General features: G+C 53.0%; 24 protein-coding genes. 23 read left to right on the forward strand and 1 reads right to left on the reverse strand.

The features are described 5' to 3' along the window. Positions 1 to 132: 132 nt before the first annotated feature. The 19 genes from paaK (at position 133) to B1A75_RS05515 (ending at position 18,845) form a co-directional block, all read left to right on the forward strand. Positions 133 to 1,464 carry a phenylacetate--CoA ligase PaaK gene (gene paaK, locus B1A75_RS05420; RefSeq protein ID WP_079935867.1) on the forward strand — a complete coding sequence of 444 codons (1,332 nt, stop codon included), beginning with the start codon at positions 133 to 135 and terminating at the stop codon, positions 1,462 to 1,464. A 96-nt stretch (positions 1,465 to 1,560) separates the two neighbouring features. Then, entirely contained in the window at positions 1,561 to 2,529 is a 969-nt protein-coding gene (gene paaA, locus B1A75_RS05425) for a 1,2-phenylacetyl-CoA epoxidase subunit PaaA (protein WP_011231530.1), read from the forward strand. 13 nt (positions 2,530 to 2,542) lie between these two features. Beyond that, positions 2,543 to 2,896 (forward strand): 1,2-phenylacetyl-CoA epoxidase subunit PaaB, encoded by a 354-nt coding sequence (paaB, locus tag B1A75_RS05430; RefSeq protein WP_074043195.1) that lies wholly within the window; start codon positions 2,543 to 2,545, stop codon positions 2,894 to 2,896. Beyond that, the gene (gene paaC, locus B1A75_RS05435; protein ID WP_074043194.1) at positions 2,872 to 3,705 is read left to right on the forward strand and encodes a 1,2-phenylacetyl-CoA epoxidase subunit PaaC; all 834 of its coding nucleotides are present in this window, start codon (positions 2,872 to 2,874) and stop codon (positions 3,703 to 3,705) included. The genes paaB and paaC overlap by 25 nt, the downstream gene beginning before the upstream one ends. Before the next feature lie 155 nt (positions 3,706 to 3,860). After that, positions 3,861 to 4,337 (forward strand): 1,2-phenylacetyl-CoA epoxidase subunit PaaD, encoded by a 477-nt coding sequence (gene paaD, locus B1A75_RS05440; protein ID WP_074043193.1) that lies wholly within the window; start codon positions 3,861 to 3,863, stop codon positions 4,335 to 4,337. Between the two features lie 24 nt (positions 4,338 to 4,361). Then, on the forward strand, positions 4,362 to 4,673 hold the full coding sequence (locus B1A75_RS05445) for an EthD family reductase (protein WP_011231526.1): 312 nt from the start codon (positions 4,362 to 4,364) through the stop codon (positions 4,671 to 4,673). Next, the gene (locus B1A75_RS05450) at positions 4,666 to 5,442 is read left to right on the forward strand and encodes an enoyl-CoA hydratase/isomerase family protein (RefSeq protein WP_079935868.1); all 777 of its coding nucleotides are present in this window, start codon (positions 4,666 to 4,668) and stop codon (positions 5,440 to 5,442) included. Before B1A75_RS05445 ends, B1A75_RS05450 begins: the two co-directional genes overlap by 8 nt. A 12-nt stretch (positions 5,443 to 5,454) precedes the next feature. Next, the gene (locus B1A75_RS05455) at positions 5,455 to 6,228 is read left to right on the forward strand and encodes an enoyl-CoA hydratase-related protein (RefSeq protein WP_079935869.1); all 774 of its coding nucleotides are present in this window, start codon (positions 5,455 to 5,457) and stop codon (positions 6,226 to 6,228) included. 16 nt (positions 6,229 to 6,244) lie between these two features. Then, positions 6,245 to 7,762 (forward strand): aldehyde dehydrogenase family protein, encoded by a 1,518-nt coding sequence (locus B1A75_RS05460; RefSeq protein WP_079935870.1) that lies wholly within the window; start codon positions 6,245 to 6,247, stop codon positions 7,760 to 7,762. A 251-nt stretch (positions 7,763 to 8,013) separates the two neighbouring features. Beyond that, a complete protein-coding gene (locus tag B1A75_RS05465; RefSeq protein ID WP_074043190.1) occupies positions 8,014 to 8,877 on the forward strand; it encodes a 3-hydroxyacyl-CoA dehydrogenase in 864 nt (287 codons plus the stop codon). Positions 8,878 to 8,903: 26 nt separating this feature from the next. Next, entirely contained in the window at positions 8,904 to 10,115 is a 1,212-nt protein-coding gene (locus tag B1A75_RS05470; protein WP_079935871.1) for a thiolase family protein, read from the forward strand. 261 nt (positions 10,116 to 10,376) lie between these two features. Next, positions 10,377 to 11,234, forward strand: a complete 858-nt coding sequence (gene paaX, locus B1A75_RS05475; RefSeq protein WP_074043188.1) for a phenylacetic acid degradation operon negative regulatory protein PaaX — start codon at positions 10,377 to 10,379, stop codon at positions 11,232 to 11,234. Between the two features lie 321 nt (positions 11,235 to 11,555). Then, positions 11,556 to 12,506 carry an NAD(P)H-dependent flavin oxidoreductase gene (locus tag B1A75_RS05485; protein ID WP_079935873.1) on the forward strand — a complete coding sequence of 317 codons (951 nt, stop codon included), beginning with the start codon at positions 11,556 to 11,558 and terminating at the stop codon, positions 12,504 to 12,506. Positions 12,507 to 12,692: 186 nt separating this feature from the next. Continuing rightward, entirely contained in the window at positions 12,693 to 13,835 is a 1,143-nt protein-coding gene (locus B1A75_RS05490) for a Leu/Phe/Val dehydrogenase (RefSeq protein ID WP_079935874.1), read from the forward strand. A 118-nt stretch (positions 13,836 to 13,953) separates the two neighbouring features. Next, positions 13,954 to 14,967, forward strand: coding sequence for an ABC transporter substrate-binding protein (locus B1A75_RS05495; RefSeq protein WP_014196076.1), 1,014 nt, complete (start codon positions 13,954 to 13,956; stop codon positions 14,965 to 14,967). 14 nt (positions 14,968 to 14,981) lie between these two features. Then, positions 14,982 to 15,974 carry an ABC transporter permease gene (locus B1A75_RS05500; RefSeq protein ID WP_023633546.1) on the forward strand — a complete coding sequence of 331 codons (993 nt, stop codon included), beginning with the start codon at positions 14,982 to 14,984 and terminating at the stop codon, positions 15,972 to 15,974. Continuing rightward, positions 15,949 to 16,743, forward strand: coding sequence for an ABC transporter ATP-binding protein (locus B1A75_RS05505; RefSeq protein ID WP_020278618.1), 795 nt, complete (start codon positions 15,949 to 15,951; stop codon positions 16,741 to 16,743). Before B1A75_RS05500 ends, B1A75_RS05505 begins: the two co-directional genes overlap by 26 nt. 39 nt (positions 16,744 to 16,782) lie before the next feature. Next, positions 16,783 to 17,853, forward strand: a complete 1,071-nt coding sequence (gene pdhA, locus B1A75_RS05510) for a pyruvate dehydrogenase (acetyl-transferring) E1 component subunit alpha (protein ID WP_011231513.1) — start codon at positions 16,783 to 16,785, stop codon at positions 17,851 to 17,853. Further along, the gene (locus B1A75_RS05515) at positions 17,850 to 18,845 is read left to right on the forward strand and encodes an alpha-ketoacid dehydrogenase subunit beta (protein WP_020278619.1); all 996 of its coding nucleotides are present in this window, start codon (positions 17,850 to 17,852) and stop codon (positions 18,843 to 18,845) included. Before pdhA ends, B1A75_RS05515 begins: the two co-directional genes overlap by 4 nt. A 456-nt stretch (positions 18,846 to 19,301) precedes the next feature. On the opposite strand, the gene B1A75_RS05525 is transcribed toward B1A75_RS05515, so the two are convergent. Beyond that, positions 19,302 to 19,823, reverse strand: coding sequence for a gamma carbonic anhydrase family protein (locus B1A75_RS05525; RefSeq protein WP_013523996.1), 522 nt, complete (start codon positions 19,821 to 19,823; stop codon positions 19,302 to 19,304). 433 nt (positions 19,824 to 20,256) lie between these two features. Between B1A75_RS05525 and B1A75_RS05530 the strand changes: the two genes are divergently transcribed. The 4 genes from B1A75_RS05530 to B1A75_RS05545 all read left to right on the forward strand — a co-directional run bounded on the left by B1A75_RS05530 (position 20,257) and on the right by B1A75_RS05545 (position 24,796). Next, positions 20,257 to 21,747 (forward strand): peptide MFS transporter, encoded by a 1,491-nt coding sequence (locus B1A75_RS05530; RefSeq protein ID WP_020278624.1) that lies wholly within the window; start codon positions 20,257 to 20,259, stop codon positions 21,745 to 21,747. 195 nt (positions 21,748 to 21,942) lie between these two features. Next, on the forward strand, positions 21,943 to 23,046 hold the full coding sequence (locus tag B1A75_RS05535) for an ABC transporter ATP-binding protein (protein ID WP_033012400.1): 1,104 nt from the start codon (positions 21,943 to 21,945) through the stop codon (positions 23,044 to 23,046). Then, positions 23,043 to 23,987: a carbohydrate ABC transporter permease gene (locus B1A75_RS05540; RefSeq protein WP_021322413.1), complete on the forward strand. Its 945-nt coding sequence runs from the start codon at positions 23,043 to 23,045 to the stop codon at positions 23,985 to 23,987. Before B1A75_RS05535 ends, B1A75_RS05540 begins: the two co-directional genes overlap by 4 nt. Next, a complete protein-coding gene (locus B1A75_RS05545; protein WP_025039051.1) occupies positions 23,984 to 24,796 on the forward strand; it encodes a carbohydrate ABC transporter permease in 813 nt (270 codons plus the stop codon). The genes B1A75_RS05540 and B1A75_RS05545 overlap by 4 nt, the downstream gene beginning before the upstream one ends. Positions 24,797 to 24,808: the final 12 nt, after the last annotated feature.

The raw sequence follows: 24,808 nt of genomic DNA on the forward strand, positions 1-24,808 counted from the left end.
GTTGACATTTTCAAATATTTAGCCTATTTTAAAATTAGATATCATGATAAAACTATATAACGTTTGTATAACGTTATATAGTTTTGTATTTTCCATTTTTATGAAAGCGCTTTAAAAGAGGGGGCGGAAACGATGATTTTGCATGACATCGAGACGGCCGCACGCAGCGAACTGGAGGCGCTCCAGCTCAAGCGGCTGCGGGCGACGGCGGAGCGTGTGTATGAGCGGGTGCCGTTTTACCGGCAACGGTTTGATGAAAAGGGAGTGAAGCCGGAGGATATTCGCACGCTTGAGGATGTGCGCAAACTCCCGTTTACGACAAAGCGGGATTTGCGGGACCATTATCCGTTTGGTTTGCTCGCGGTCGATCTTTCCCAATGCGTCCGTGTGCACGCATCAAGCGGCACAAGCGGCAAACCGACGGTGGTCGCTTATACAAAGCAGGACATTGACCATTGGGCCGATATTGTGGCGCGAGCGATTGTCATCGCTGGTGGGAAACCGGGGGATGTGATTCACAATGCCTATGGATACGGGCTGTTTACCGGCGGCCTTGGGCTGCATTATGGCAGCGAGCGGCTTGGGGCGGTGACGGTGCCGGTATCTGGGGGCAACACCGACCGGCAAGTGATGATCATTGAAGATTTTCAGCCGACCGTCATTTGCGCCACGCCGTCCTATGTATTGAACATTGCTGAGCGGATGAAAGAGCTGGGCAAAGATCCGCGGCAAACATCGCTGAAATACGGCATCTTCGGTGCGGAACCGTGGTCCGAGGAAATGCGGCGCACGCTTGAAGAGACGTTTGATATGAAGGCATGTGACATTTACGGACTGAGTGAAGTGATCGGCCCAGGGGTGGCGATGGAGTGCCATGAAGCGCAAAACGGCCTCCATATCGCCGAGGACCATTTCCTTGTTGAAGTGATCGACCCGAAAACGCTCGAGCCGGTGGCGGAAGGGGAAGAAGGAGAGCTTGTTTTTACGAGTTTGAAGAAAGAGGCGTTCCCGGTCATCCGCTACCGGACAGGCGATATCGCTTCCGTGACGAGAGAGCGGTGTGCTTGCGGGCGGACGACGGCGCGTATGTCGCGGGTCAAGGGGCGGGTTGATGATATGATCATCATCCGCGGCGTCAATGTGTTCCCGTCGGAAATTGAACACCATCTGCTTCGCGTCTCGGAACTGGCTCCGCACTATCAGCTGCATCGTCTCCGCCACGGACATTTGGAAGCGCTCGAGCTGCATGCGGAAGTGACCGATCGTTTTTACAGCGAGGTCGGCGGAGATTTGCAAAGCGAGCAGGCCGCTGCCCTTGTCCGGCGCATTCAGTCATTGTTGAAAACGCACTGTCTCATTTCGATTGACGTCCGTCTCCATTCGCCGAAAACGCTCCCGCGCTCGGAAGGAAAAGCGGTTCGCATCGTTGACCGCCGCCATCTTGAAGCACCGCAATCCATCTGATAGAGAAAGAGAAAAAAACGATTGCAAAATATATAACATTAAAATATAATAACGTTAAACAAACGTTATATATTTTAAATGAGAGGTGGATGGGGGATGGCGGCTATGATGACGTTCACCCGCCTGTCAGATGAGGAGAAATACGAACGGTTTATGCAGCGCATCGAGGCGGGGGAAAAGATCGAAGCCGATGACTGGATGCCGGATGAGTATCGGGTGACGCTTATCAAGCTCATTGCGATGCATGCGGTGAGCGAAATTATGGGAGCGCTTCCGGAAAAAGAATGGGTGCCGAAAGCGCCGTCGCTGCGCCGGAAGCTTGGCATCATGGCGAAAGTGCAAGATGAGATGGGGCACGGCCAGCTGCTGCTTCGGGTGGCGGAAGATTTGATGGCCCCGCTCGGCAAAACGCGGGAAGATATTATCGAAGATTTATTGAACGAACGGTTGAAGTTTCATAACGTGTTTCATATGCCAGCGCCGACATGGGCGGACGCCGGGTTGATCGGCTGGCTCGTCGACGGAGCGGCGATTATGACGCAGACGAACATGCTGGATGCCTCATACGGACCGTACGCACGGGCGCTGAAGCGCATTTGCGCCGAGGAAGTGTTTCACGCCCAGCACGGCGAGTCGATCATTTTGGCGCTCGCCGAAGGGACGAAGGAGCAGAAAGAGATGCTGCAAGAGGCGCTCAACCGTTGGTGGGAGGCGTTGCTCATGTTTTTCGGCCCGCCGACGGCCGACACGACGGGAACTTCGAAGCAAGACATCACGATCAAATACCGCATCCGCACGAAAACGAATGAACAGCTGCGCCAAGACTTCTTTACGAAATATGTGCCGCGCATTTGGGCGCTCGGACTGAAGATTCCTGATGAGACAATGCATTTTGACAAAGAGAAGGGCCAATGGATTTACCGGCAGCCGGATTGGGAGCGGTTTAAAGAGATCATCCGCAACAACGGGCCGAAGTCGCAAGAGCGGCTTGAGCTTCGGCGGACGGCGTATAAGCAGAACGCGTGGGTGCGCGAGGCGCTCAGCGCCGTACGGACGGCTGGATGAGAGGGGGATGTCCATGGCGGAGAAAGAACAAGGATTTTATCAAGTGTTTGAAGTGTTCAGCCGCAAAGCGCCGGATGCGCCGATGCAGCATCAATTCAGTCTGCTTGCCCCCAATGAGGAGATCGCGCTCGTGATGGCGCAGGAAAACTTTATGCGCCGCGAGCCGGTCGCTGACCTTTGGGTCGTGAAGCGGGACTATATTCGGCGGATGAGTGAAGAGGAAAAAGCAGCGCTCAAGCGGCTTGATAACAAAGATTACCGGTTGACGCGAGGATATGGAGACTTGAAAAAACGGTGGCGGAAATATGAGCAAGAAGCATTCGATGAGAAGGAAATTTTGTCATGGAAAGGCGAGATTCGGCGATGAGCGAAAAACCGATTCACTTCCATCCAGACGGTCAAGAAGCGCTTGTCGAGCTATTGTTTCAGCTCGCGGATGATGATTTTTTGCTTGCCTACCGCGGCTCGGAATGGCTTGGGTTGGCGCCGCATATCGAGGAGGACATTGCCTTTTCTTCCATCAGCCAAGATACGATGGGGCATGCGACCATGTATTATCAGTTGCTTGAAGACCTTGGCTGTGGATCAGCCGACGAACTGGCGCACGCCCGGCCGGCTTCGGCCCGGCGCAATGCGGTTTTGCTCGAACGGGCGAACGGCCCGGGGCATTATTTGCGTGAGCCTCGCTATGACTGGGCGTTTACCGTTGTTCGCCAATATTTTTATACGCAGGCGAAGCGCGTCCGTCTCGAGTCGCTGACCAAAAGCAGCTATGCCCCGCTCGCGGAAGTGGCGGCGAAAATTCAAGTGGAGCTGCACTACCATTTGCTTCATTGGCATACGTGGTTTGTCCAGCTGACGAATGCCCCTTTGGAAGCGCGGACGCGAATGACAAAAGCCATTCAGGACGTGGCCGCTGATTTTGCCGGCGTGTTGACGCTCGGGGCGAAAGGAACGGAAATGGTGCGGTGGGGGCTGATTGATGAGGAAAAGGTGCTGACGGAAAACACGATTGCCGCGCTGGCGCCGGCGTTTGCCGAAGTGGGGCTTGATTGGCCGATGCCGTTTGGCATGAAACATGGCAACGGCCGCAACGGCGAACATACGCCGGATTTGGACGAAGCGCTGGCGACGTTGTCAGAAGTATACCGCGCCGTCCCGCATGCGATATGGTAATGTCCGCGCCGCTGTTGGCTAAAGTGCGGCGTTGGGCATGACGCCTCTTTGTGACGACGAAGTGTTTGTTGAAGGAGCAAAACGGCGCAGCATTGGCGGCACTACGCAGCCAAAGCGGGAAAACGGCAGCGGGTTGGAAAATGTGAGGGAGAACCATGACAAATGAAGAGGTTTGGAAAGCGTTAGAAACGGTGAAAGACCCAGAAATTCATTCGATTAGCATTGTCGATCTTGGGATGGTGGAACAGGTTGACGTTCGGGATGAAGCGGTCTCGGTCTGTCTGTTGCCGACGTTTCTCGGGTGTCCGGCGCTTGATATCATCCGCACCCGGGTTGAGGAAGCGGTGAAGCAAGCAGGAGCCTCGGCGGTGACGGTTGAGTTTCTCCGCCATCCGCCATGGACGTCCGACCGGATCAGCGAAGCCGGACGGGAGCGGCTGAAGCAGTTTGGCATCGCTCCGCCGCCGCGGCAAATGCCGTCAGGGGCATGGCAAGTGGCGTGTCCATATTGCGGGGCGGAGCGGACCGTCATGGAAAATTTGTTCGGCCCGACCGCCTGCCGCAGCATTTTCTACTGCAAACAATGCAAAAATCCGTTTGAGGCGATGAAGCCCGTATTAATTTCAGGATAAGAAAAGGGAAAGGGGACGTTCGTGATGTTTAAAATGATCGCCTTGTACAAACAGCCGAAAGATAAGGAGCAGTTTGACGCCCATTATTATGGGACGCATGTGCCGTTGACGGAAAAAATTCCTGGCCTCCGAAAAATCAAGGTGACGAAAATTACGGGGACGCCGATGGGGACGGAGAGCGAGTATTATTTGTTGTGTGAAATGTATTACGATAGTCAAGAGGCGTTTCAAGAGGCGATGAAAACGAAAGAAGCGAAGGCATCGGCAAAAGATGTCATGTCATTTGCCGGCGACCTCGTCACCTTTATGGTCGGTGAGGAAGTGGAACATGAGTGAGTTTGTTTCCATTGCGGCGCGTCAAGAGGGAGCGGTCGGCATCATCGAGCTCGCCCGTCCTGATGTATTGAATGCGCTGAGCCGTCAAATGGTGGCGGAAATCGTTGCGGCAGTGGAAGCGTTTGATCGGAATGAGAAGGTGCGTGTCATTGTGTTGACCGGGCGTGGACGGGCGTTTGCGGCTGGGGCGGATATTCAAGAGATGGCAAAAGATGACTCCATTCGTCTTGAGTGGCTGAACCAGTTTGCCGATTGGGATCGCCTGTCCATCGTGAAAACGCCGATGATCGCCGCTGTGAACGGGTTGGCGCTAGGGGGAGGTTTTGAGCTGGCGCTTTCGTGCGACTTGATTGTCGCGTCGTCGGCGGCCGAATTTGGCTTTCCAGAAGTGAACCTTGGCGTCATGCCAGGTGCGGGAGGCACGCAGCGGCTGACAAAGCTCATCGGTCCGAAGCGGGCGCTCGAGTGGCTTTGGACTGGGGCGCGTATGTCGGCGAAAGAAGCCGAGCAGCTGGGGATTGTCAACCGCGTCGTCAGCCCGGAGCTTTTAATGGAAGAAACGATGCGGCTGGCCGGGCGTCTCGTTGAACAGCCGCCTTTGGCTCTCCGGCTGATCAAAGAGGCGGTGCAGAAAGCGGTCGACTATCCGCTGTATGAAGGCATGCAATTTGAGCGGAAAAACTTTTACCTATTGTTCGCCTCGGAAGACCAAAAAGAAGGAATGGCGGCATTCCTCGAAAAACGAAAGCCGCGCTTCCAAGGAAAATAAGGGGGGCGTTCGATGTACGAAACGATCCGTTATGAAGTGAAGGGACAAGTCGCCTGGCTGACGCTCAACCGCCCTGATCAGCTCAATGCGTTTACGGAACAAATGAACGCTGAAGTGACAAAGGCGCTAAAACAAGCAGGGGCGGATCAAAACGTCCGCTGCGTGGTGATCACAGGCGCCGGCCGGGCGTTTTGTGCGGGGGAAGATTTGAGCGGCGTGACGGAAGAAATGGACCATGGCGAAGTGTTGCGCTCCCGATACGCGCCGATGATGAAAGCGCTTCATCATCTTGAAAAACCGGTTGTCGCAGCGGTGAACGGGGCGGCGGCCGGCGCGGGCATGAGCTTGGCGCTGGCGTGTGATTTCCGGCTTCTCTCGGAAAAGGCGAGTTTCGCTCCCGCGTTTATTCACGTCGGTCTTGTGCCGGACGCGGGCCATCTCTACTATTTGCCGCGTCTCATCGGGCGGGCGAAGGCGCTTGAGCTTGCGGTGCTCGGGGAAAAAGTGACCGCCGAGGAAGCAGCCGCGCTCGGACTGGCGACAAAAGTGATTCCTCTATCCGCTTGGGAAGAGGAAGTGAAGCGGTTTGCCGAGCGGCTCTCTGCTATGCCGACGAAAGCGATTGGACTCATCAAACGGCTGCTTCGCGAAAGCGAGGAAACGACGTTTGACCGCTACCTCGAACGGGAAGCGGAATGCCAGCGCATTGCGGGATTGACATCCGACCACCGCGAAGGCGTCAAGGCGTTTTTCGAAAAACGGAAACCGATCTTCCAAGGAAACTAAGCAAGGGGGAAAAACGATGGCGACTGTCAAACAAAAGAAAATGGAACCGATGCCGACGAAACGTGATTTCTATCATTTGATTGTGAACGGGGAGCGGGTCGAAAGCGCCTCGGGCGAAACGTTTGTGGTCACCAATCCGGCCACTGGCGAACCGGTCGCCCGCGTCGCCAAAGGGACGCGCGAGGATGCCGAACGGGCGGTGCAGGCGGCAAGGCAAGCGTTTGACCGTGGGAAATGGCGTCATTTTCCGGTGCAAAAACGGGCGCGCATCTTGTACCAAATTGCGGCCATCATGCGCGAACGTTTTAATGAATTGGTGGAATTGGAAATTTTGAATACCGGCAAAGCGTTGTCGGCTGCTCAAGGGCAAGTGATGCAGGCGATTGAAGACTTTGAATTTTTCGCCGGGGCGATCATTGGGCACCGCGGGGCGGTCAACCCGATGCCGGGGGCGTTTCACAACTATACGGAAAAAGAGCCTGTCGGTGTGTGCGCCCAAATCATTCCTTGGAACTATCCGCTCATGATGGCGGCTTGGAAAATCGCGCCTGCCATTGCCGCTGGATGCTCGGTCGTCGTTAAACCGGCGTCGCTGACGCCGCTCACCTGCCTTGTGCTGGCGGAAATTTGCCATGAGGCCGGCGTGCCGGAAGGGGTCGTCAATGTGGTGACGGGCGCCGGAGCGGAAGTTGGGGACTATTTGGTCGAACATCCGCTCGTCGACAAAGTGGCGTTTACCGGATCGACGCCGGTGGGGAAGGAAATTATGGAGAAGGCGTCGAAAACATTAAAACGGGTGACGCTCGAGCTGGGTGGCAAATCGCCAAGCCTTGTGTTTGCGGACGCTGATTTAGAAGCCGCTGTCTCCGGCTCATTGTTCGGCATTTTCTACAACAGCGGCCAATCGTGCGAGGCGCGCTCCCGCTTGTATGTGCATGAAAGCATCTATGACGCGTTTATGGAAGCGTTCGTGGCCAAAACGAAGCAGCTGAAACTTGGCAATCCGTTTGATGCCGGCACGCATGTCGGGGCGATCATCAGCCGCGGGCAGCTGGAAGTGATTGACGAATACGTGCAATCGGCTGTCGCCGACGGAGCGACGGTCGCCGCCGGGGGAAAAGAGGCGGTTGTCGCTGGGTTTGAAAACGGTTACTGGTATGAGCCGACGATTTTGACGAACGTGAACCATCAAATGAAAGCGGTTCGTGAAGAAATTTTTGGACCGGTTGTCGTCGTGATGAAATTCCGCGATGAAGCCGAAGCCATTGAATTGGCGAACGACAGCGACTATGGACTGGCCGCCGCGATTTGGACGAAAGATCATGGCCGTGCCGTTCGCGTAGCGAAACAGCTGCGTTCCGGCATTGTCATGGTCAACAGCCCATTCTCCGCTTTCCCAGGCACGCCGTTTGGCGGCTACAAACAGTCCGGATTTGGGCGCGAGCTGTCTGTCGAGGCGCTTGATTTGTACACAGAAACGAAAAGCGTGCTGTCGTATTACGGTCCGCGTCCGCTTAATCCGTTTGGCGTCTAAGGCTTTCACCGTTTTGCGTTTGCCAATATACGAGAGCGTGTCGCGTCCTTGGAAGCAAAGTTCAGTTTGTCGCCCTTGAAGGCAAGAGTCGGTTAGGGCGAGCGATTGAGAGACACGCCCGCTCGTTTGCCGAGCACCCCGTCGCTCGTGATGGGGTGCCCATTCATTTGACGGCGTCCGCCGCTTGGCGAAAGGCACCGCCGGCTTGATGCATCAGCCGTCATATGCGAAAGCAGGAGAGGGGGAAGACGATGATCGAACGCCTTGTTGTCGTCGGCAGCGGCGTGATGGGGAGAGGCATTGCTTATGTCGGCGCTGTCGGCGGGTTCCAGACGACCTTAGTGGACATTAAGCAAGAACAATTGGAGAGCGCCCAGAAGGAGATTGCTTCGATTTTTGAACAAGCGGTCGCTCGAGGGAAATTGACCGCTGGCGAGCGGCAAGAAGCCGAGGCGCGCCTGTCGTATTCACTTGATTTGGCGGCCGCTGTGCGCCATGCCGATTTGGTGATCGAGGCGGTGCCGGAAAAGCTTGAATTGAAAAAGCAAGTGTTCGAGACGATTGACGCCCATGCGCCGGCGTCGTGCTATTTTGCGACGAATACGTCCACCATGAGCCCGACCGAAATCGGTTCGTTCACGAAGCGGCCGGAGCGGGTGATCGCCATGCACTTTTTCAATCCGGTTCATAAAATGAAGCTTGTGGAAATCATCCGTGGCCTTGAGACGAGCGACGAAACGGCGCAAGTGGCGAAAGAAGCGGCCGAGCGAATGGGAAAAGAGACAGTGGTTGTCAATGAATTTCCGGGATTTGTCACGAGCCGGATCAGCGCCCTTGTCGGCAATGAAGCGTTTTACATGCTGCAAGAAGGGGTCGGGACGCCCGAAGAGATCGACAAGGCGATCAAGCTCGGCCTCAATTTCCCGATGGGGCCGTTTGAGCTCGCTGATTTAGTTGGGCTTGATACGAGATTGAACAACTTAAAATATTTGCACGAAAAACTCGGAGAAAAATACCGCCCAGCGCCGCTTTTGGAGCAATACGTCAAAGCAGGGCGTCTCGGCCGCAAAACCGGCCGCGGCGTCTATGACTATACGAATCGGGAAAATCGCTGATTCGCTGGAAAAGGAAGGGAGAAAATATGAGCAGAGAAGTTGTGATTGTCGATGCGGTGCGCACGCCGATTGGCCGCTACAAGGGCGCGCTAAAAGAAGTCAGGCCGGATGATTTGGCGGCTGTTGTCATTCGAGCGCTCATCGAGCGAAATCCGAATGTGCCGGTCGAGCAAATTGATGACGTTGTCTTTGGAAACGCCAACCAAGCCGGCGAGGACAACCGAAACGTCGCCCGCATGGCGGCGCTGTTGGCCGGGCTGCCGATTGAGGTCGCAGGGGTGACGGTCAATCGGCTGTGCGGTTCAGGGCTTGATGCGGTCAATTATGCGGCGCGGGCGATTTTGGCCAATGAGGCGGACATCATGATCGCTGGCGGCGTGGAAAGCATGACGCGCGCCCCGTTTGTCATGGCCAAACCGTCAAGCGATTTTCCGCGCGGCAACATCGAGATGTATGACACAACGATCGGCTGGCGCTTTATCAACCCGAAAATGCACGAAATGTATGGCACCGACAGCATGCCGCAAACGGCGGAAAATGTGGCGAAGCGATTCGGCATTACGCGCGAGGCGCAAGATGAGTTTGCTTACGAAAGTCAAATGAAAGCGAAACAAGCGATCGAAACGAATCGGTTTGCGGATGAACTCGTGCCGGTCGTTTATCACGACCGGAAAGGCAACCGCGTCGTCGTCGACAAAGATGAGCATCCGCGTCCGGATACGACGCTTGAGAAGCTGGCGAAGCTGCCGCCGTTGTTTGAAAACGGCACGGTCACGGCGGGTAACTCGTCCGGCATTAACGACGGGGCGGCGGCGCTGCTAGTCATGAGCGCAGAGAAGGCGAAGGAACTCGGCTTAAAACCGCTGGCTGCTTATGTCACCTCGGCGGTCGCCGGCGTTGAACCGGCCGTGATGGGAATCGGTCCGGTTTTTGCGACGCGCAAAGCGTTGCGCCGCGCCGGGTTGTCGCTTGACGACATCGGGCTTGTCGAGCTGAACGAGGCGTTTGCCTCGCAAGCGCTTGAATGCATCCGGCAGCTTGAGCTCGATCGGGCGAAAGTGAACGTCAACGGGGGAGCGATCGCCCTCGGCCATCCGCTTGGCGCGAGCGGCGCCCGCATTTTGACGACATTGATTTACGAAATGCGAAAACGCAGCGTCACCTATGGCTTGGCAACGATGTGCATCGGCGTCGGCCAAGGAATCGCGACGATTGTGAAAAACGCGGACGAACGGTGAGAGCGCTTGCCTTGGTTCGACGGAAAGACTGGTTATGTTCAGACGACGGCCCGTCATACAGCCGGTCTGGTTGAATGACGTCTGCCTAAGTTGATGAAGCTGCCGAAGCTGGGTCGCATGTTTGCATGCCGTCGAGAGCCGCCTGCTTTTTTAGCGGTGCGGCTCTTTTTTATTCCTTTTGTTTTTTCGTCCGTCTTGCCAGCGTGATAAAAGTTTGTTACGATTATATTTCGAAAACAAGATAAAGGGAGACCATTCACAATGAACACACGCTCAATGATCTTTACGATTTACGGTGACTACATCCGCCATTACGGCGGTGAAATTTGGATCGGCAGCTTGATCCGCCTTCTCCGCGAGTTCGGCCATAACGACCAGGCGGTGCGGGCGGCGGTGTCGCGCATGAGCAAACAAGGCTGGATTCGTTCGGAAAAACGCGGCAATAAAAGCTACTATTCGCTCACGGAGCGCGGCGTCAAGCGGATGGAAGAAGCGGCTCGGCGCATTTACAAAACGCGTCCCGAGCATTGGGACGGGAAATGGCGCATTCTCATCTATACGATTCCTGAGGATAAGCGGCATTTGCGCGATGAACTGCGAAAGGAGCTTGTTTGGAGCGGGTTCGGCACGATTTCCAACAGCTGCTGGATTTCACCGAATAATTTGGAGCAACAAGTATACGACTTGATCGACAAGTATGACATCCGCCCGTATGTCGACTTCTTTCTTGCCGAATACGATGGACCGCATACGAATAAGCAGCTTGTGGAAAAGTGCTGGAATTTAGAAGAGATCAACCAAAAATACGAGCAGTTTATTGCGGTCTACAGTCAAAAATATGTGATTGACAAACATAAAATCGAGCGCGGCGAAATGTCGGACGCGGAATGTTTTGTCGAGCGGACGAAGCTCGTCCATGAATACCGAAAGTTTTTGTTCATCGACCCCGGCTTGCCGGAAGAGCTGTTGCCGAATGAGTGGATGGGAAGCCATGCCGCCGCCTTGTTCAACGACTATTACCAACAGCTCGCAGCACCGGCCAGCCGTTTCTTTGAAGCGGTGTTTCAGGAAGGGGCAGAGCTTGACAAAAAAGAAGAGGAAGAGATATCGGTGGAATGAACCGGGATGCACGGCGCAACGACAGCTGTGCATCCCGTTTGACGTTCATAGAACGTTCGGTACGGCACCGTGGAAGAAGCATGTTGCCGTCCAAACGATCATCATTGGTGTGGACGCCCACCAATCGTTGTCGATTTTTTATCGCTGTGGGGCGCGGCGTTGACTTACGGCAGTCTCACTGGTGAAAAATAGGCTTCAAAGGAAATTCATACGGTTTAATTGGTGTTCGTTTTTTCTTCGTTATATAAATCAACCATTCTCATCTTCTAAAAAATATGGTATCGTTTATATATAACGTATTTTTTACGGGGTGTTAACATAATGAATGATGTTTGTCGTTTGCTTGATCTTCGTTATCCAATCATCCAAGGGGGGATGGGCAACATCAGCAACGCCGAGCTGGCGAGCGCCGTATCGGAAGCAGGGGGGCTTGGAACGATCGGAGCCGGAACGATGCCGCCCGATGAGGTGGAGGAGCTGATCGTCGAAACGAAGCGGCGCACCAACCGTCCGTTTGCCGTGAACATCCCGCTGCAGGTGACGCCGTACGCCGCGGAGATCGCCGAACTTGTCATCCGCCATCAAGTGCCGGTTGTTTCGCTTTCCGCCGGTAACCCTGCGCCATGGATTCCACGTTTTGCGGAACATGGCATCAAGGTGATCGTCGTCGTCGCCTCGGTCAGCCAAGCGAAAAAAGCGGAAGCGGCTGGAGCGCATCTCATCGTCGCTGAGGGGTATGAGGCGGCGGGAATCAACTCGCCGCTAGAGTTGACAACGATGACGCTCATTCCGCAAGTCGTCAGCGCCGTCCGCATTCCTGTCATCGCTGCCGGCGGCATCGGCGATGGACGCGGCTTGCTTGCCGCGTTGGCTCTCGGCGCCCAAGGGGTGCAGCTCGGCACAAGGCTTGTGGCAACGAAGGAAGCTCCGTTTCATGAAGCGTATAAACAGCGGCTTGTCGAGGCAAAGGAAAATGAAACGGTCATTGTCGGCCGCTCCGTCGGACGCATCCGCCGCGTCATGCGCACGCCGTATGCCGAGAAGCTGCTGGAGTATGAACAACAAGGCATGCCGCTTGAGCAGTTTCAAGAATATACATCGGAAGATCGTCATCGCCGCGGCGCCCTCCTCGGCGATTTCCTTGAAGGATTTATCAACGCGGGGCAAATCGTTGGCCTCATCGATGACGTGCCAACGGTGGCCGAGCTGTTTGAACAAATGATGACCGAAGCCAAAACGCAGTGGCAATTATTATCCACACTATTTCGCTGATATAACGAAGACGCCTGTCAAACGGCGTCTTTTTTTGGCGATGAAAAATCGTTTGGCAGAGGGTTGACACTTACAACCAACATCGTTACTATAAAAATAGTATGACGTTATTTTAACGTAATAATATTTTTTGTTATATTAACTTGAAAACGCTTTCAAGCGGTAAAGCAAAGGAGAGGGGAAGCGATGAATGTCATGCTATCGCCAAACATGTCACAAGGATTGGATTTGTTTTTCCAAATGCGTGAACATGAACAGGTGGTGTTTTGCCTCGATGAAGCGACCGGCCTAAGGGCGATCATCGCCATTCATAGCACGGCTCTTGGACCAGCGCTCGGCGGCTGCCGGATGCATCCGTATGCCACGACGGAAGAGGCGCTCGCCGATGCGCTTCGGCTGTCGAAAGGGATGACGTATAAATGCTTGGCCGCTGATGTCGATTTTGGCGGCGGCAAAGCGGTGATCATCGGCGACCCGCGCAAAGACAAATCGACGGAATTGTTTCGTGCTTTCGGTCAGTTCGTGGAGTCATTAGGCGGCCGGTTTTACACGGGCACCGATATGGGGACGACGCCGGACGATTTCGTGCACGCGCTGAAAGAGACAAATTGCATCGTCGGCGTTCCGGAAGCGTATGGCGGAAGCGGCGACTCATCCGTGCCGACCGCTGAGGGCGTTGTTTACGGCATTCAGGCGACGAACGATGTTGTGTTCGGCAGCAAGCATTTGCATGGCAAAACGTATGCGGTGCAAGGGCTCGGAAAAGTCGGAAAAAAAGTGGCGCTTCGTTTGCTTGAAGAAGGGGCGGATCTGTATGTGTGCGATTTGAACGAAGCGGCAGTCAAAGAGGTCGTGGCGTACGGCAAGCAAATCGGGGCGTCCGTCAAGCCGGTGAACGGAACGGATATTTATCGCGTCGAAGCCGATGTGTTCGTCCCGTGCGCATTTGGCGGCGTCATCAACGATGAAACGATCGCCGAGCTGCGAGTGAAAGCGGTCGTCGGTTCGGCGAACAATCAGCTGGCTGACAAACGCCACGCCCGTATGTTGAAAGAAAAGGGCATCATGTATGCCCCCGATTATATCGTCAACGCCGGCGGCCTCATTCAAGTGGCCGATGAACTGTACGGAGCGAACAAAGAGCGGGTGTTGGCGAAAACGAAAGCGATTTATGATACGCTGCTCGCCATTTATGCGCGGGCTGAATCGGAAGGAATAACGACGATCGAGGCAGCCGATCAATTTTGCGAAGAGCGGCTCGAGAAACGCAAACGCCGCAATCATTTTTTCACGCACCAAAAGCGGCCGAAGTGGGATATTCGACGTTAATGCCGAGTCTATCCATATGAAAAAATGTCTGAAAATACGTAATATAATACCTTATTTTTTAATTCAGAGAAAAATCCTTTTGGAAAGCAGCGATCAAAGAGGCGAGGAGGAATCATTCATGAAACAAGCGATCAAACGATTCGCGATACCGGTCGTTTTCGGAGTTTTGGCACTCTCAGGCTGTGGGGGAGAAGAGAAGGCCGCGACGAACGGTGCGAAAGAAGATGGAAAGCAGAAAACGTTTACGATTGGCGTCACCCAAATCATTCAACATCCATCGTTAGATGCTGCCTTCAATGGATTTAAAAAGGCGCTCGAAGACGGGGGATTTAAAGAGGGGAAAAATGTTCGGTACAATATCCAAAATGCCCAAGGCGACATGAATAACAGCCAAACGATCGCCAATAACTTTGTATCGGATGGGGTTGACCTTATTTTTGCCAACTCGACTCCGAGCGCGCAAAGTGCGCTCAATGCGACGAAAGACATTCCCATTGTGTTTACATCCGTGACGGATCCGGTCGGCGCCGGTTTAGTTCCATCGATGGACAAGGCAGGGGAAAACATCACGGGAACAACGGACAGCCATCCCGATGCGATTCGCAAAACGATTCAATTCATCGATGAGCAAACGGATGCGAAAACCGTTGGGCTTATTTATAACGCGGGCGAACAAAACTCGTTGGCGCAAATTGAAAAAGTGAAGGAAGCGGCGAAACATACGGATTTGAAGTTGGTGGAAGCCTCCGTTTCGACCACAGCCGAGGTGAAACAGGCGGCAGAGTCGTTAGTTGGCAAGGCAGATGTGTTTTACATCGTGACGGACAACACCGTTGTATCTGCCATTGAATCGGTTGTCAGCGTTGCCAACGAGAAAAAAATCCCTGTTTTTACGGGAGAGCTCGATTCATTAAAACGAGGCTGTTTTGCGGCGTATGGGTTTGATTACTACGATATCGGCTATCAAGCGGGGCAAATGGCAGTCGCCATTTTAAAAGGAGAAGCCAAACCATCAGAGATCAAACCAGAATATCCGAAAAAATTAAAATTGGTGATCAATAAACAAGCAGCGGAAAAACAAGGAATCAAACTGAAGCCTGAATGGGATCAAATGGCGGAATACATCGAATGAAAGGATGAGTGCTGTTGCTGGCGTCCATCACGGGAGCAGTGGAATCGGGACTGATTTACGCCATTATGGCGCTGGGAGTGTATTTGTCGTTTCGTGTGTTGGATTTCCCTGATTTAACCGTGGACGGCAGCTTTGTGACAGGAGCTGCTGTGGCGGCGACGTTGATTGTCAACGGGATCAATCCGTTTGTGGCGACGTGTCTGGCGCTTTTCGTTGGATTCGCTGCCGGGTGTATGACCGGGCTTCTTCATACAGCAGGGAAGGTCAATCCGCTTTTGTCGGGCATTTTAATGATGATTGCGCTTTATTCGATCAATCTTCGCATCATGGGGCGTTCGAACGTGCCGCTTTTGAATGAGAAGACGGTTTTTACAACCATTCAAGAATGGGGGACGAAAATCGGACTTGACTCGGCCGCGGCGAAAACATGGGGAATTCTCCTGTCGATGACGTTGCTTGCTCTTTTGTTTAAATGGTTCACAGACTGGTTTTTACAGACGGAAATTGGGCTTGCGATTCGGGCGACGGGCGATAATCCGCGCATGATTCGCAGCCTGTCGGCGAACACCAATTTGCTCATTGTCTTAGGGTTGGGCCTTTCCAATGCCATGGTCGCGTTCTCGGGGGCGCTTGTTGCCCAGTACGGCGCGTTTGCCGATGTCGGGATGGGAATTGGCATGATCATTATCGGTCTGGCTTCTGTCATTATCGGCGAAGCGGTATTTGGAACGAAAACGATCGCGCGAGCCACGCTTGCCGTGATCGGTGGAGCGATCATTTACCGCATTGTTGTGAGTCTCGCTTTGCGCGTCCAATTTCTCGAAACAGGGGATGTGAAGCTCATTACGGCATGCATTGTCATTTTGGCGCTCGTTGTTCCGCAAATGGTTCGTCAACAAAAAGAGAAAAAACGCAAAGAAGAAAAAAGATGGAATCGAGCGCAGGTGATGGACGTTGCCGCAACGGGAAAGGGTGAGGCGGATGTTGCAGTTAAAAGGGATTTATAAAGTGTTTCATGAGGGAACGCCTGACGAAAAGATCGCGCTCCAAAACATTCATTTAACACTTCGAAAAGGAGATTTTGTCACTGTGATCGGCAGCAACGGAGCAGGAAAATCAACCTTGATGAATTTGATTTCAGGAGTGTTGTTTCCTGATGAAGGGACGATTTGGATTGACGGTCAAGATGTCACCATGATGCCGGAATACGTCCGCTCCCGCTATATCGGAAGGGTGTTTCAAGATCCGATGGCCGGAACGGCGCCAAACATGACGATTGAGGAGAATTTGGCGATGGCGTATACACGCAATCAAAAGCGCACGCTCCGCCGCGGAGTGACGAAAAAACGGCGCGATGATTTTCGCGAGTTGCTCTCCACCCTTCATCTCGGTTTAGAAAACCGTCTTCAGGCGAAAGTCGGCTTGCTCTCGGGCGGAGAGCGGCAGGCGTTGTCTTTGCTTATGGCGACCTTCACCGAACCTGCCATTTTGCTGCTCGATGAACATACAGCGGCTCTCGATCCAGCCAGAGCGGAGTTGATCACCAACTTAACAAAAGAGATTGTGGAGCGATATCGATTGACGACCTTGATGGTCACCCATAATATGCAGCAGGCCATCGATTTAGGAAACCGCCTCATCATGATGGATAAAGGGCAGATCATTTTCGAAGTGGATGAGAATGAAAAGAAAAGCTTAACGGTAGAAAAGTTGCTCGCAGAATTCCAACGCATTCGCGGGGAACAGCTCGCAAGCGATCGTGCGGTATTGAGCTGATCGATCAGCCATTCAAATACCATGGGGAGGAGGAATGGCATGGAACTCGATTTTCCGATTGTGCAAGTATTGAATGAAGAAGGAACGATTGTGCAGCCTGAATATCGTGAACAAATCACGAAAGAATTGACGATGACGATGTACCGCCATCTGATTCGCACGAGAATGGTTGACCGAAAATGTATCAGCCTGCAGCGGCAAGGGCGCATCGGGACGTATGTGCCGTACGAAGGGCAAGAGGCGTGTCAAGTCGGAAGCGCGCTTGCACTCAACGATGGTGATTGGATGTTTCCGACCTATCGCGATCATGGGGCGATGATGACATTCGGCCGTTCCTTAACGCAAACGCTTTTATACTGGAAAGGGCGGACGGAAGGGTGTGTTCCACCTGAGGGAAAAAAAATCGTTCCGCCGAGCGTTCCGATTGCCACGCAACTCCCTCATGCAGCGGGGGCGGCGTGCGCCGAAAAATGGAAGGGGACGAAAAATGCGGTGATTGTGTACTTCGGTGATGGGGCGACATCAGAAGGAGATTTCCATGAGGGATTGAATTTCGCGAGCGTTTTCAACGCGCCTGTCGTCTTTTTCAACCAAAACAACCAATATGCGATTTCTGTTCCGATCACCCGTCAGATGAAGACAAAAACGATCGCGCAAAAAGCGTTGGCGTACGATATTCCCGGCCTTCGCATCGATGGAAATGACGTGTTTGCCGTGTATTTCAAAACAACTGAGGCGCTCGAGCGGGCGAGAAACGGAGGGGGGCCGACGTTAATCGAAGCGGTGACATGGCGTTATGGCGCCCATACGACGTCCGATGACCCGTCCAGATATCGCGACCAGGAGGAAAGCCAAAAACGGCGCGAAACAACCGATCCGATTAAGCGGGTCGAGCGGTTGATGCAGCGGGAAGGCTGGTGGGATGAAAAGTGGGCGAATCAAGTGCAAGAGGAAGTGAACGCCGAAATCGAGCAGGCGGTTGTGGAAATGGAGAGCTATCCAAAAGCGAATGTATCTGACATGTTTGACTTTGTGTTCGCCCAACCGACATGGACGATTGCGGAGCAGAAAGAAGCGTATCTTCAGTGGAAGCGGGGGATGGAAAGATGATCACCAAAGTAGGCGTCAAATCGCTCACCATCGTGCAAGCGGTCAATGATGCGCTTCGTACCATGCTAAAAGAGCGTGAAGATGTCATCCTGCTCGGGGAAGATATTGGAAAAAATGGCGGTGTGTTTCGCGCCACCGAAGGATTGCTGGAGGAATTTGGCGAGGAGAGGGTGATGGACACGCCGTTAAGCGAGGCAGGATTTACTGGTGCAGCGATTGGAATGGCGCTTGGTGGATTTCGTCCTGTCGTAGAAATTCAGTTTTTAGGTTTTATCTATCCAGCCTATGAACAAATCATGACCCATGCGGCACGCATGCGTGCGCGGACGAGAGGGCATTTTACCGTGCCCTTGGTCATTCGCGCCCCGTACGGCGCGGGCGTGCGGGCCCCGGAAATTCATTCGGACAGCACGGAAGCGCTGTTTACCCATATGCCAGGCATCAAAGTCGTCTGTCCCGCGTCGCCGTATGACGCCAAAGGGTTGCTCATCGCCGCGATTGAAGACCCGGACCCTGTTCTCTTCTTAGAACCGATGCGCAGTTATCGTGCGTTTCGCGAAGACGTTCCGGAAGGAAAATATACGATTGAAATTGGCAAAGGGAAAAAACTACGTGAAGGGGACGACGTGACCGTCATTGCATGGGGAGCCATGGTGCCGGTCGCCATAAAGGCGGCGGAAGAAGCGAAGAAAAAAGGGATTGATGCCGATGTCATCGACTTGCGTACGCTTTACCCGCTTGACAAGGACATCATCGCCGAGTCGGTGCAAAAGACAGGGAGAACCGTGATCGTTCAGGAAGCGCATGCGACGGGTGGATTGGCCAATGATATTCTCGCTGTCATCAACGATACTTCGTTTTTCTATCAAAAAGCGCCGGTCGAACGGGTGACGGGATTTGACGTTCCTGTGCCGTTTTTCGCTTATGAAGACGATTATTTGCCAACGCCAGCGCGCGTTTTGCATGCCATCGAAAAAGTGATGAATTTCTAGCGGCGCGAGAGGAAGACATGAAATTCCCTTTTTGTCCGCACCCAAGCAGCAACGAATGTTTGTTAGAAGCGGTAGAAGCATTGAGATCAGGAATCATTCATCTTTTGCCAATGAAACAGAAAGCAAGTTCGGAAAAACACCGCCTCGCCGCATTGAAACGGTTTTTCGAGTGTGGAAGATGATTGTGCAAAACACGGATGAATCATAAACGAAGAGCCATGCCCTCTGGCTGGCTCTTTTTCTTTTAAAAGCTGTACGAACAGATGGCCGCGAATATCGTTTTTTCGTGCAACCATCTGTTCTCTGATGATTTTGTTTTGATCATCTCGCGCCGAGAAGCCCCCCACTTGAAGTGGGCGGGGATGGCTTGGTTAACAGCTTGCTGTGAGGCGGGTGTTCTCAAGAATCTCCCACCTTTAAGCGTTTAGCGTAGGTGGGAGAGCGTTCAAGGCGTTATTACCGATGATTGGCCAGCTGTTCGCGATACTCTTTTCCTTTTTGCACGTATGTATCAATCGACAGCTGGATGAGCTCAAGGTCTTTGTCCGTCAGTTCACGCACCACTTTTCCAGGCGAGCCAATGACGAGTGAGCGGGGCGGAATCTTTTTGCCGGACGGAATCAACGTGTTGGCGCCGATGATGCATTCTTCACCGATTTCGGCCCCATCCAAAATCGTCGACCCCATGCCGATGATCGAGCGCCGGCGGATCGTGCAGCCGTGAAGGATCACATTATGCCCGACCGTCACTTCATCTTCAACAATGAGCGGCGACCCTTCGTACAAATGGCAGGTCGTATTGTCTTGAATGCTCGTTCGAGCGCCGATCGTAATCGGTCCTTCATCGCCGCGCAGCACGGCATTGAACCAAATGGTCGATTCCGGACCGACGGTGACGTCTCCGATCAAATAGGCTCCCGGGGCAATGAATGCGGTTTCATGAACATTCGGACGTTTTCCGTTATACGGGTATAGCATCCCCACATCCCCCTTCATTTTATGTGTCATGATCAGTATAACACATTTTGCACGGGGGAGAAAATGGACGGAATGAACAATGTCTTTTCCCATCATCAATAAGCATAGATTCATGCACAATGCCTCGCGGAGCGAAAGCGGCAATGAGGCGGGCATCAGCCTTTGAGGGCAAGGCGAAGATCTGAAATTGCCGCTTCATGTTCAAGCGACCGGCGGCATAACATATCGATGATCCGCTCTTGGAAAAGGGTTTTTCCTATAACGAAGAAAACGGAAAGGGAGAAATGTTTTTCAGAATTTTTATTTAAATAATATTATTTTTCTTAATATTATTGTTTTATTTACCATGATATAAATCATACAAAATTTTTTTGACAATATAAACATAATGAATTATTATATTAAAAGAATTTAAAGGAGGTAGGTAGTGGTTATGTCATCGATCGACAAGCAACAAATCGCTGCCAGCGTTCCCCAGCGCGGCTTTTTCGGCCATCCGAAAGGGCTGTTTACGCTCTTTTTCACCGAGTTTTGGGAGCGCTTTTCGTACTATGGCATGCGCGCCATTTTAGTGTACTACATGTATTACGAAGTATCGAAAGGCGGGCTCGGGCTTGATGAACATCTGGCGCTCGCGATTATGTCGATTTATGGGGCGCTTGTATACATGTCCGGAATCATTGGCGGCTGGCTTGCCGACCGGGTGTTTGGCACGTCGCGCGCGGTCTTTTACGGCGGCCTTCTCATTATGGCTGGTCATATCGCCCTGGCGATTCCGGGCGGGGTGACGGCGCTGTTTGTGTCGATGGCGCTCATCGTCTTGGGAACCGGGTTGTTGAAACCGAACGTTTCGAGCATTGTCGGCGATATGTACAAGCCTGGCGATGACCGCCGCGACGCCGGATTTAGCATTTTTTACATGGGGATTAACCTTGGCGCCTTTTTGGCTCCGCTTGTTGTTGGGACGGCCGGGATGAAGTACAACTTCCACCTTGGCTTCGGCCTTGCAGCTGTCGGGATGTTTCTCGGGCTTGTCGTATTTGTGGCGACAAGAAAGAAAAACCTCGGGTTGGCGGGGACGTACGTGCCCAACCCGCTGACGCCGGCAGAAAAGAAAAAAGCGGCTTCGATCATGGCCGTGGGGGCGGTCGTGATTGCCGTGCTGCTAGCAATCTTGATTCCGAACGGTTGGTTCACTGTGGAAACGTTTATTTCCCTTGTCGGCATCTTAGGAATCATCATCCCGATCATCTATTTTGTCGTCATGTACCGCAGCCCGAAAACGACGGCGGAGGAGCGGTCGCGCGTGATCGCTTACATTCCGTTGTTCGTCGCTTCAGCGATGTTTTGGGCGATTCAAGAACAAGGATCGACAATTTTGGCGAACTATGCGGACAAGCGGACGCAGTTGGATGTAGCAGGCATCCACTTGTCGCCTGCATGGTTCCAGTCGCTGAACCCGTTATTTATTATCATTTTGGCTCCGGTGTTCGCGTGGATGTGGGTGAAGCTTGGCAAACGGCAGCCGACGATCCCGCAAAAATTCGCGCTCGGCTTGTTGTTCGCCGGCCTGTCGTTCATCGTTATCCTCGTGCCGGGGCATTTGAGCGGCGGAGGGCTTGTCCATCCGATTTGGCTCGTGTTAAGCTACTTCATCGTCGTGCTCGGGGAGCTTTGCCTGTCCCCGGTCGGCCTGTCGGCGACGACGAAACTTGCCCCTGCCGCTTTCTCAGCGCAAACGATGAGCCTTTGGTTTCTATCGAACGCCGCCGCGCAAGCGATCAACGCTCAGCTTGTGCGCTTCTATACGCCCGAAAACGAAACGGCCTATTTCGGCACGATCGGCGGGGCGGCGGTTGTGTTAAGCGTCATCTTGTTTTTGCTCGCCCCGAGCATTCAGCGGCTCATGAAGGGCGTTCGTTAATATCACGCTGATGTTTGTATCAACAGGGAAAACAGATGATCCAAAAGATTACAAATCTGTGACAGGATGCTCTGCGTTGGCAGAGCTTCTTTTTTTATTCAAAAAATATTTACATAAATCAAAAAATAAGTTCAGATGGTGTTTACAAAAATGGATTACGATGGAATAGAAAAAGAGGAAAGGGGAGAAAAGCGGATGGCGTTTCTTGAGCTGGTTGAGGTGACGAAATCGTATGGAGGCAAAAAGAGCGCGGTCGAGAATGTGAATGTCGCGATTGAATCAGGGGAGTTTTTTGTTCTTGTCGGCCCATCGGGATGCGGCAAAAGCACGATTTTGCGGCTGATCGCTGGCCTTGAGCCGCTGACATCAGGATATGTATTGATCGATGGACAAGTGGCGAATGATTGGCCCCCTCACGCCCGCCGGTTATCGATGGTCTTTCAAAATTATGCGCTATATCCCCATTTGACGGTGGAGCAAAATATGCGGATTGTCTTGCAGGCGCAAAAGGTGCCGAAAGAAGAACAAGTGAAACGTTGCATGGAAGCGGCGGAATTGCTTGGATTGACCGATGTGCTGCATAGGAAGCCGCGGGAATTGTCAGGGGGGCAGCGTCAACGCGTTGCCTTAGGGCGAGCGATTGTCGCGCAGACTCCGCTTTGTTTGATGGATGAACCGCTCTCCAATTTAGATGCCAAGCTGCGTGCGAAAATGAGGAGCGAGCTTCGACGTTTGCAACGTCAGCTCGGCATGACTGTGATTTATGTCACGCACGATCAGACGGAAGCGATGACCATGGCTGACCGGATGATGATTTTGCATGATGGCCGTCCGCAACAAATCGGCAGTCCGCTTGATGTATACAATAGCCCAGATAACACGTTTGTCGCTTCATTTATCGGAACACCGCCGATGAATTTGGCGGAAGCGCATGTGCTGAACCATTCCCTCTTATTGCAAAACGAGCGGCCCATCCGTCTTCGGCGTCGTTCTTTGCCGAAGGCTGAACGGGTGATCGTCGGACTGCGGCCGGAACATATTGAGCCGGCGGAATCAGGAGAAGAATCTATGGCCGTCAAAGTCAGCCATGTCGAGTGGCTCGGCAATGAAACGTTAGTGACGTTTGAGTTGGCAAAAAATCTTTATTGGACAGCACGATGGAATGGACAATGGCGCATCCGTTTGGGAGAAGTGGTGCCATTGACGTTTGATGAGCAGGATTTCCTGTTTTTCGATGCGTCTGGAAAGCGAATTGGAGCCCCGTCCATCAAGCGGGAGGAGGTGTGGGTTCACCAATGAATGAGCGTGTTTCAACGGTTCCCTCCCCAGCGCCATGGTCGGTCCGGACGAAGCGGGAGGCGCGGCAGGCCGCAATAAAATCGTGGTTGGAAGGGATGGTGTATCTTTGTCCTTCGCTCCTACTGTTTGGCGTGTTTCTCTTTTACCCGTTGGGGAGAACGATGTATTTAAGCGTGTTTCACACCGATTATCAAGGGCACCCGACGGAATTTGTCGGTTTGGCGCATTTTGTTGCTCTTCTTCAAGATGCATCGTTTTGGCATAGTTTGAAGGCGACGGTTCTATTTGCGGCGCTCACTGTCCCGACGACGGTCGCCGTTTCGTTCGGTTTAGCGTTGCTCGCTCATGAAACACGGAAAGGAATCGGGATCTTTCGGACGATTTTTGCCTCTACGATGGGGATGAGCGTGGGAGTCGCTTCGGTGATTTGGATGTTTATGTACAATCCGGCGATCGGGATCATCAATCGTTTGGTGTCCGCGATCGGCGGGACTCCTGTTTCATGGCTTCTTGACCAGGACACGGCATTGTATGCGGTGGCGGCGGCGACGATCTGGATGAATATCGGACTGACCTTTTTATTGTTGCTGGCCGGTCTGCAAAACATCGATCCATCCTTGTACGAAAGCGCCCGCATCGCTGGAATGAGCTATTGGCGGCAGCTGTGGACAGTGACTGTGCCGCTGTTGTCGCCAACGTTGTTTTTTGTCACGACGGTCTCGCTTATTCAAGCGCTGCAAACGTTTGGACAAATTGACTTTTTAACGAAAGGCGGGCCGGTGGAGGCTACGAATGTGTTCGTTTACGCGATTTACCGGGAAGCGTTCGTCAACTATCAGTTTGGTTCCGCGAGCGCGCAAGCCCTTGTCCTTTTTCTCATCATCGCCATCGTCACGTTTTTGCAGTTTCGGTTTGCTGAGAGGAAGGTGCACTACCAATGAAAATAGCGCGGGCAACGGCTCACTATGTGTTGTTATGCCTATGCTCGGTTGTAATCTTGTTTCCAGTGGCTTATGCTCTTCTGATGAGTTTGATGGATGGAGCCGCTATTTTGTCAGGACGCCTATGGCCTGAGAAGGGGACATTGGTCAATTATGAGGCCGCGTTTCAACAGGCTCCGCTTGGGAGATATTTATGGAACAGCTTTTTTGTGGCTTTCATGATTACAGTGGGGCGCCTCATCGTGTCAAGTCTCGCCGCTTTCGCTTTTGTGTTTCTCCGCTTTCCCGGTCGGGATCGGTGGTTTTACGTGTGCATTGCCACGATGCTCGTTCCGTGGGAAGCGACTGTGATCCCAAATTTTTTGACCATCCAAGCGCTTGGCTGGACAAACCATTACGCAGGACTCATCGTGCCGTTTTGGGCGATGGCGTTTGGCATCTTTTTATTGCGGCAACAGTTTAAGCAAATTCCGCACGAGCTGTATGAGGCGGCGCAGTTATCTGGGATGGGGAATTTCCGCTTTTTTTGCCGCGTCGTGCTGCCGCTTTCAAAAACGAGTTTGGTGACGCTGGCTGTTTATAGTTTTTTGGACGCTTGGAATATGTATTTATGGCCGCTGCTCGTTACAAACGATGACCGTGTCCGCACCGTGCAGATCGGGCTCAAGCAGCTGCAGACGCAAGAGATCGCCAGCAGCTGGGGCGTCGTTATGGCAGCGGCGGTTATCGCGATGCTTCCAACTTTGTTGCTGTTGTTTGCTGGACAGAAGCAATTGCGAAAAGGGCTTATGCAAGGAGCGATTCAATAGCGAGGAGGAGAA

The organism is Geobacillus sp. LEMMY01, assembly GCF_002042905.1.
Lineage (GTDB): Bacteria > Bacillota > Bacilli > Bacillales > Anoxybacillaceae > Geobacillus > Geobacillus proteiniphilus.

Coding starts and splice junctions, on each gene's coding strand:
- paaA (WP_011231530.1), top strand. CDS start 1,561: ATGGCGGCTATGATGACGTTCACCCGCCTGTCAGATGAGGAGAAATAC.
- B1A75_RS05535 (WP_033012400.1), top strand. CDS start 21,943: ATGGCGTTTCTTGAGCTGGTTGAGGTGACGAAATCGTATGGAGGCAAA.
- paaX (WP_074043188.1), top strand. CDS start 10,377: ATGAACACACGCTCAATGATCTTTACGATTTACGGTGACTACATCCGC.
- B1A75_RS05525 (WP_013523996.1), bottom strand. CDS start 19,823: ATGCTATACCCGTATAACGGAAAACGTCCGAATGTTCATGAAACCGCA.
- B1A75_RS05470 (WP_079935871.1), top strand. CDS start 8,904: ATGAGCAGAGAAGTTGTGATTGTCGATGCGGTGCGCACGCCGATTGGC.
- pdhA (WP_011231513.1), top strand. CDS start 16,783: ATGGAACTCGATTTTCCGATTGTGCAAGTATTGAATGAAGAAGGAACG.
- paaB (WP_074043195.1), top strand. CDS start 2,543: ATGGCGGAGAAAGAACAAGGATTTTATCAAGTGTTTGAAGTGTTCAGC.
- B1A75_RS05545 (WP_025039051.1), top strand. CDS start 23,984: ATGAAAATAGCGCGGGCAACGGCTCACTATGTGTTGTTATGCCTATGC.
- B1A75_RS05460 (WP_079935870.1), top strand. CDS start 6,245: ATGGCGACTGTCAAACAAAAGAAAATGGAACCGATGCCGACGAAACGT.
- B1A75_RS05515 (WP_020278619.1), top strand. CDS start 17,850: ATGATCACCAAAGTAGGCGTCAAATCGCTCACCATCGTGCAAGCGGTC.
- B1A75_RS05485 (WP_079935873.1), top strand. CDS start 11,556: ATGAATGATGTTTGTCGTTTGCTTGATCTTCGTTATCCAATCATCCAA.
- B1A75_RS05495 (WP_014196076.1), top strand. CDS start 13,954: ATGAAACAAGCGATCAAACGATTCGCGATACCGGTCGTTTTCGGAGTT.
- B1A75_RS05530 (WP_020278624.1), top strand. CDS start 20,257: ATGTCATCGATCGACAAGCAACAAATCGCTGCCAGCGTTCCCCAGCGC.
- B1A75_RS05450 (WP_079935868.1), top strand. CDS start 4,666: ATGAGTGAGTTTGTTTCCATTGCGGCGCGTCAAGAGGGAGCGGTCGGC.
- B1A75_RS05505 (WP_020278618.1), top strand. CDS start 15,949: ATGTTGCAGTTAAAAGGGATTTATAAAGTGTTTCATGAGGGAACGCCT.
- B1A75_RS05445 (WP_011231526.1), top strand. CDS start 4,362: ATGTTTAAAATGATCGCCTTGTACAAACAGCCGAAAGATAAGGAGCAG.
- B1A75_RS05490 (WP_079935874.1), top strand. CDS start 12,693: ATGAATGTCATGCTATCGCCAAACATGTCACAAGGATTGGATTTGTTT.
- paaK (WP_079935867.1), top strand. CDS start 133: ATGATTTTGCATGACATCGAGACGGCCGCACGCAGCGAACTGGAGGCG.
- B1A75_RS05540 (WP_021322413.1), top strand. CDS start 23,043: ATGAATGAGCGTGTTTCAACGGTTCCCTCCCCAGCGCCATGGTCGGTC.
- B1A75_RS05465 (WP_074043190.1), top strand. CDS start 8,014: ATGATCGAACGCCTTGTTGTCGTCGGCAGCGGCGTGATGGGGAGAGGC.
- paaD (WP_074043193.1), top strand. CDS start 3,861: ATGACAAATGAAGAGGTTTGGAAAGCGTTAGAAACGGTGAAAGACCCA.
- paaC (WP_074043194.1), top strand. CDS start 2,872: ATGGAAAGGCGAGATTCGGCGATGAGCGAAAAACCGATTCACTTCCAT.
- B1A75_RS05455 (WP_079935869.1), top strand. CDS start 5,455: ATGTACGAAACGATCCGTTATGAAGTGAAGGGACAAGTCGCCTGGCTG.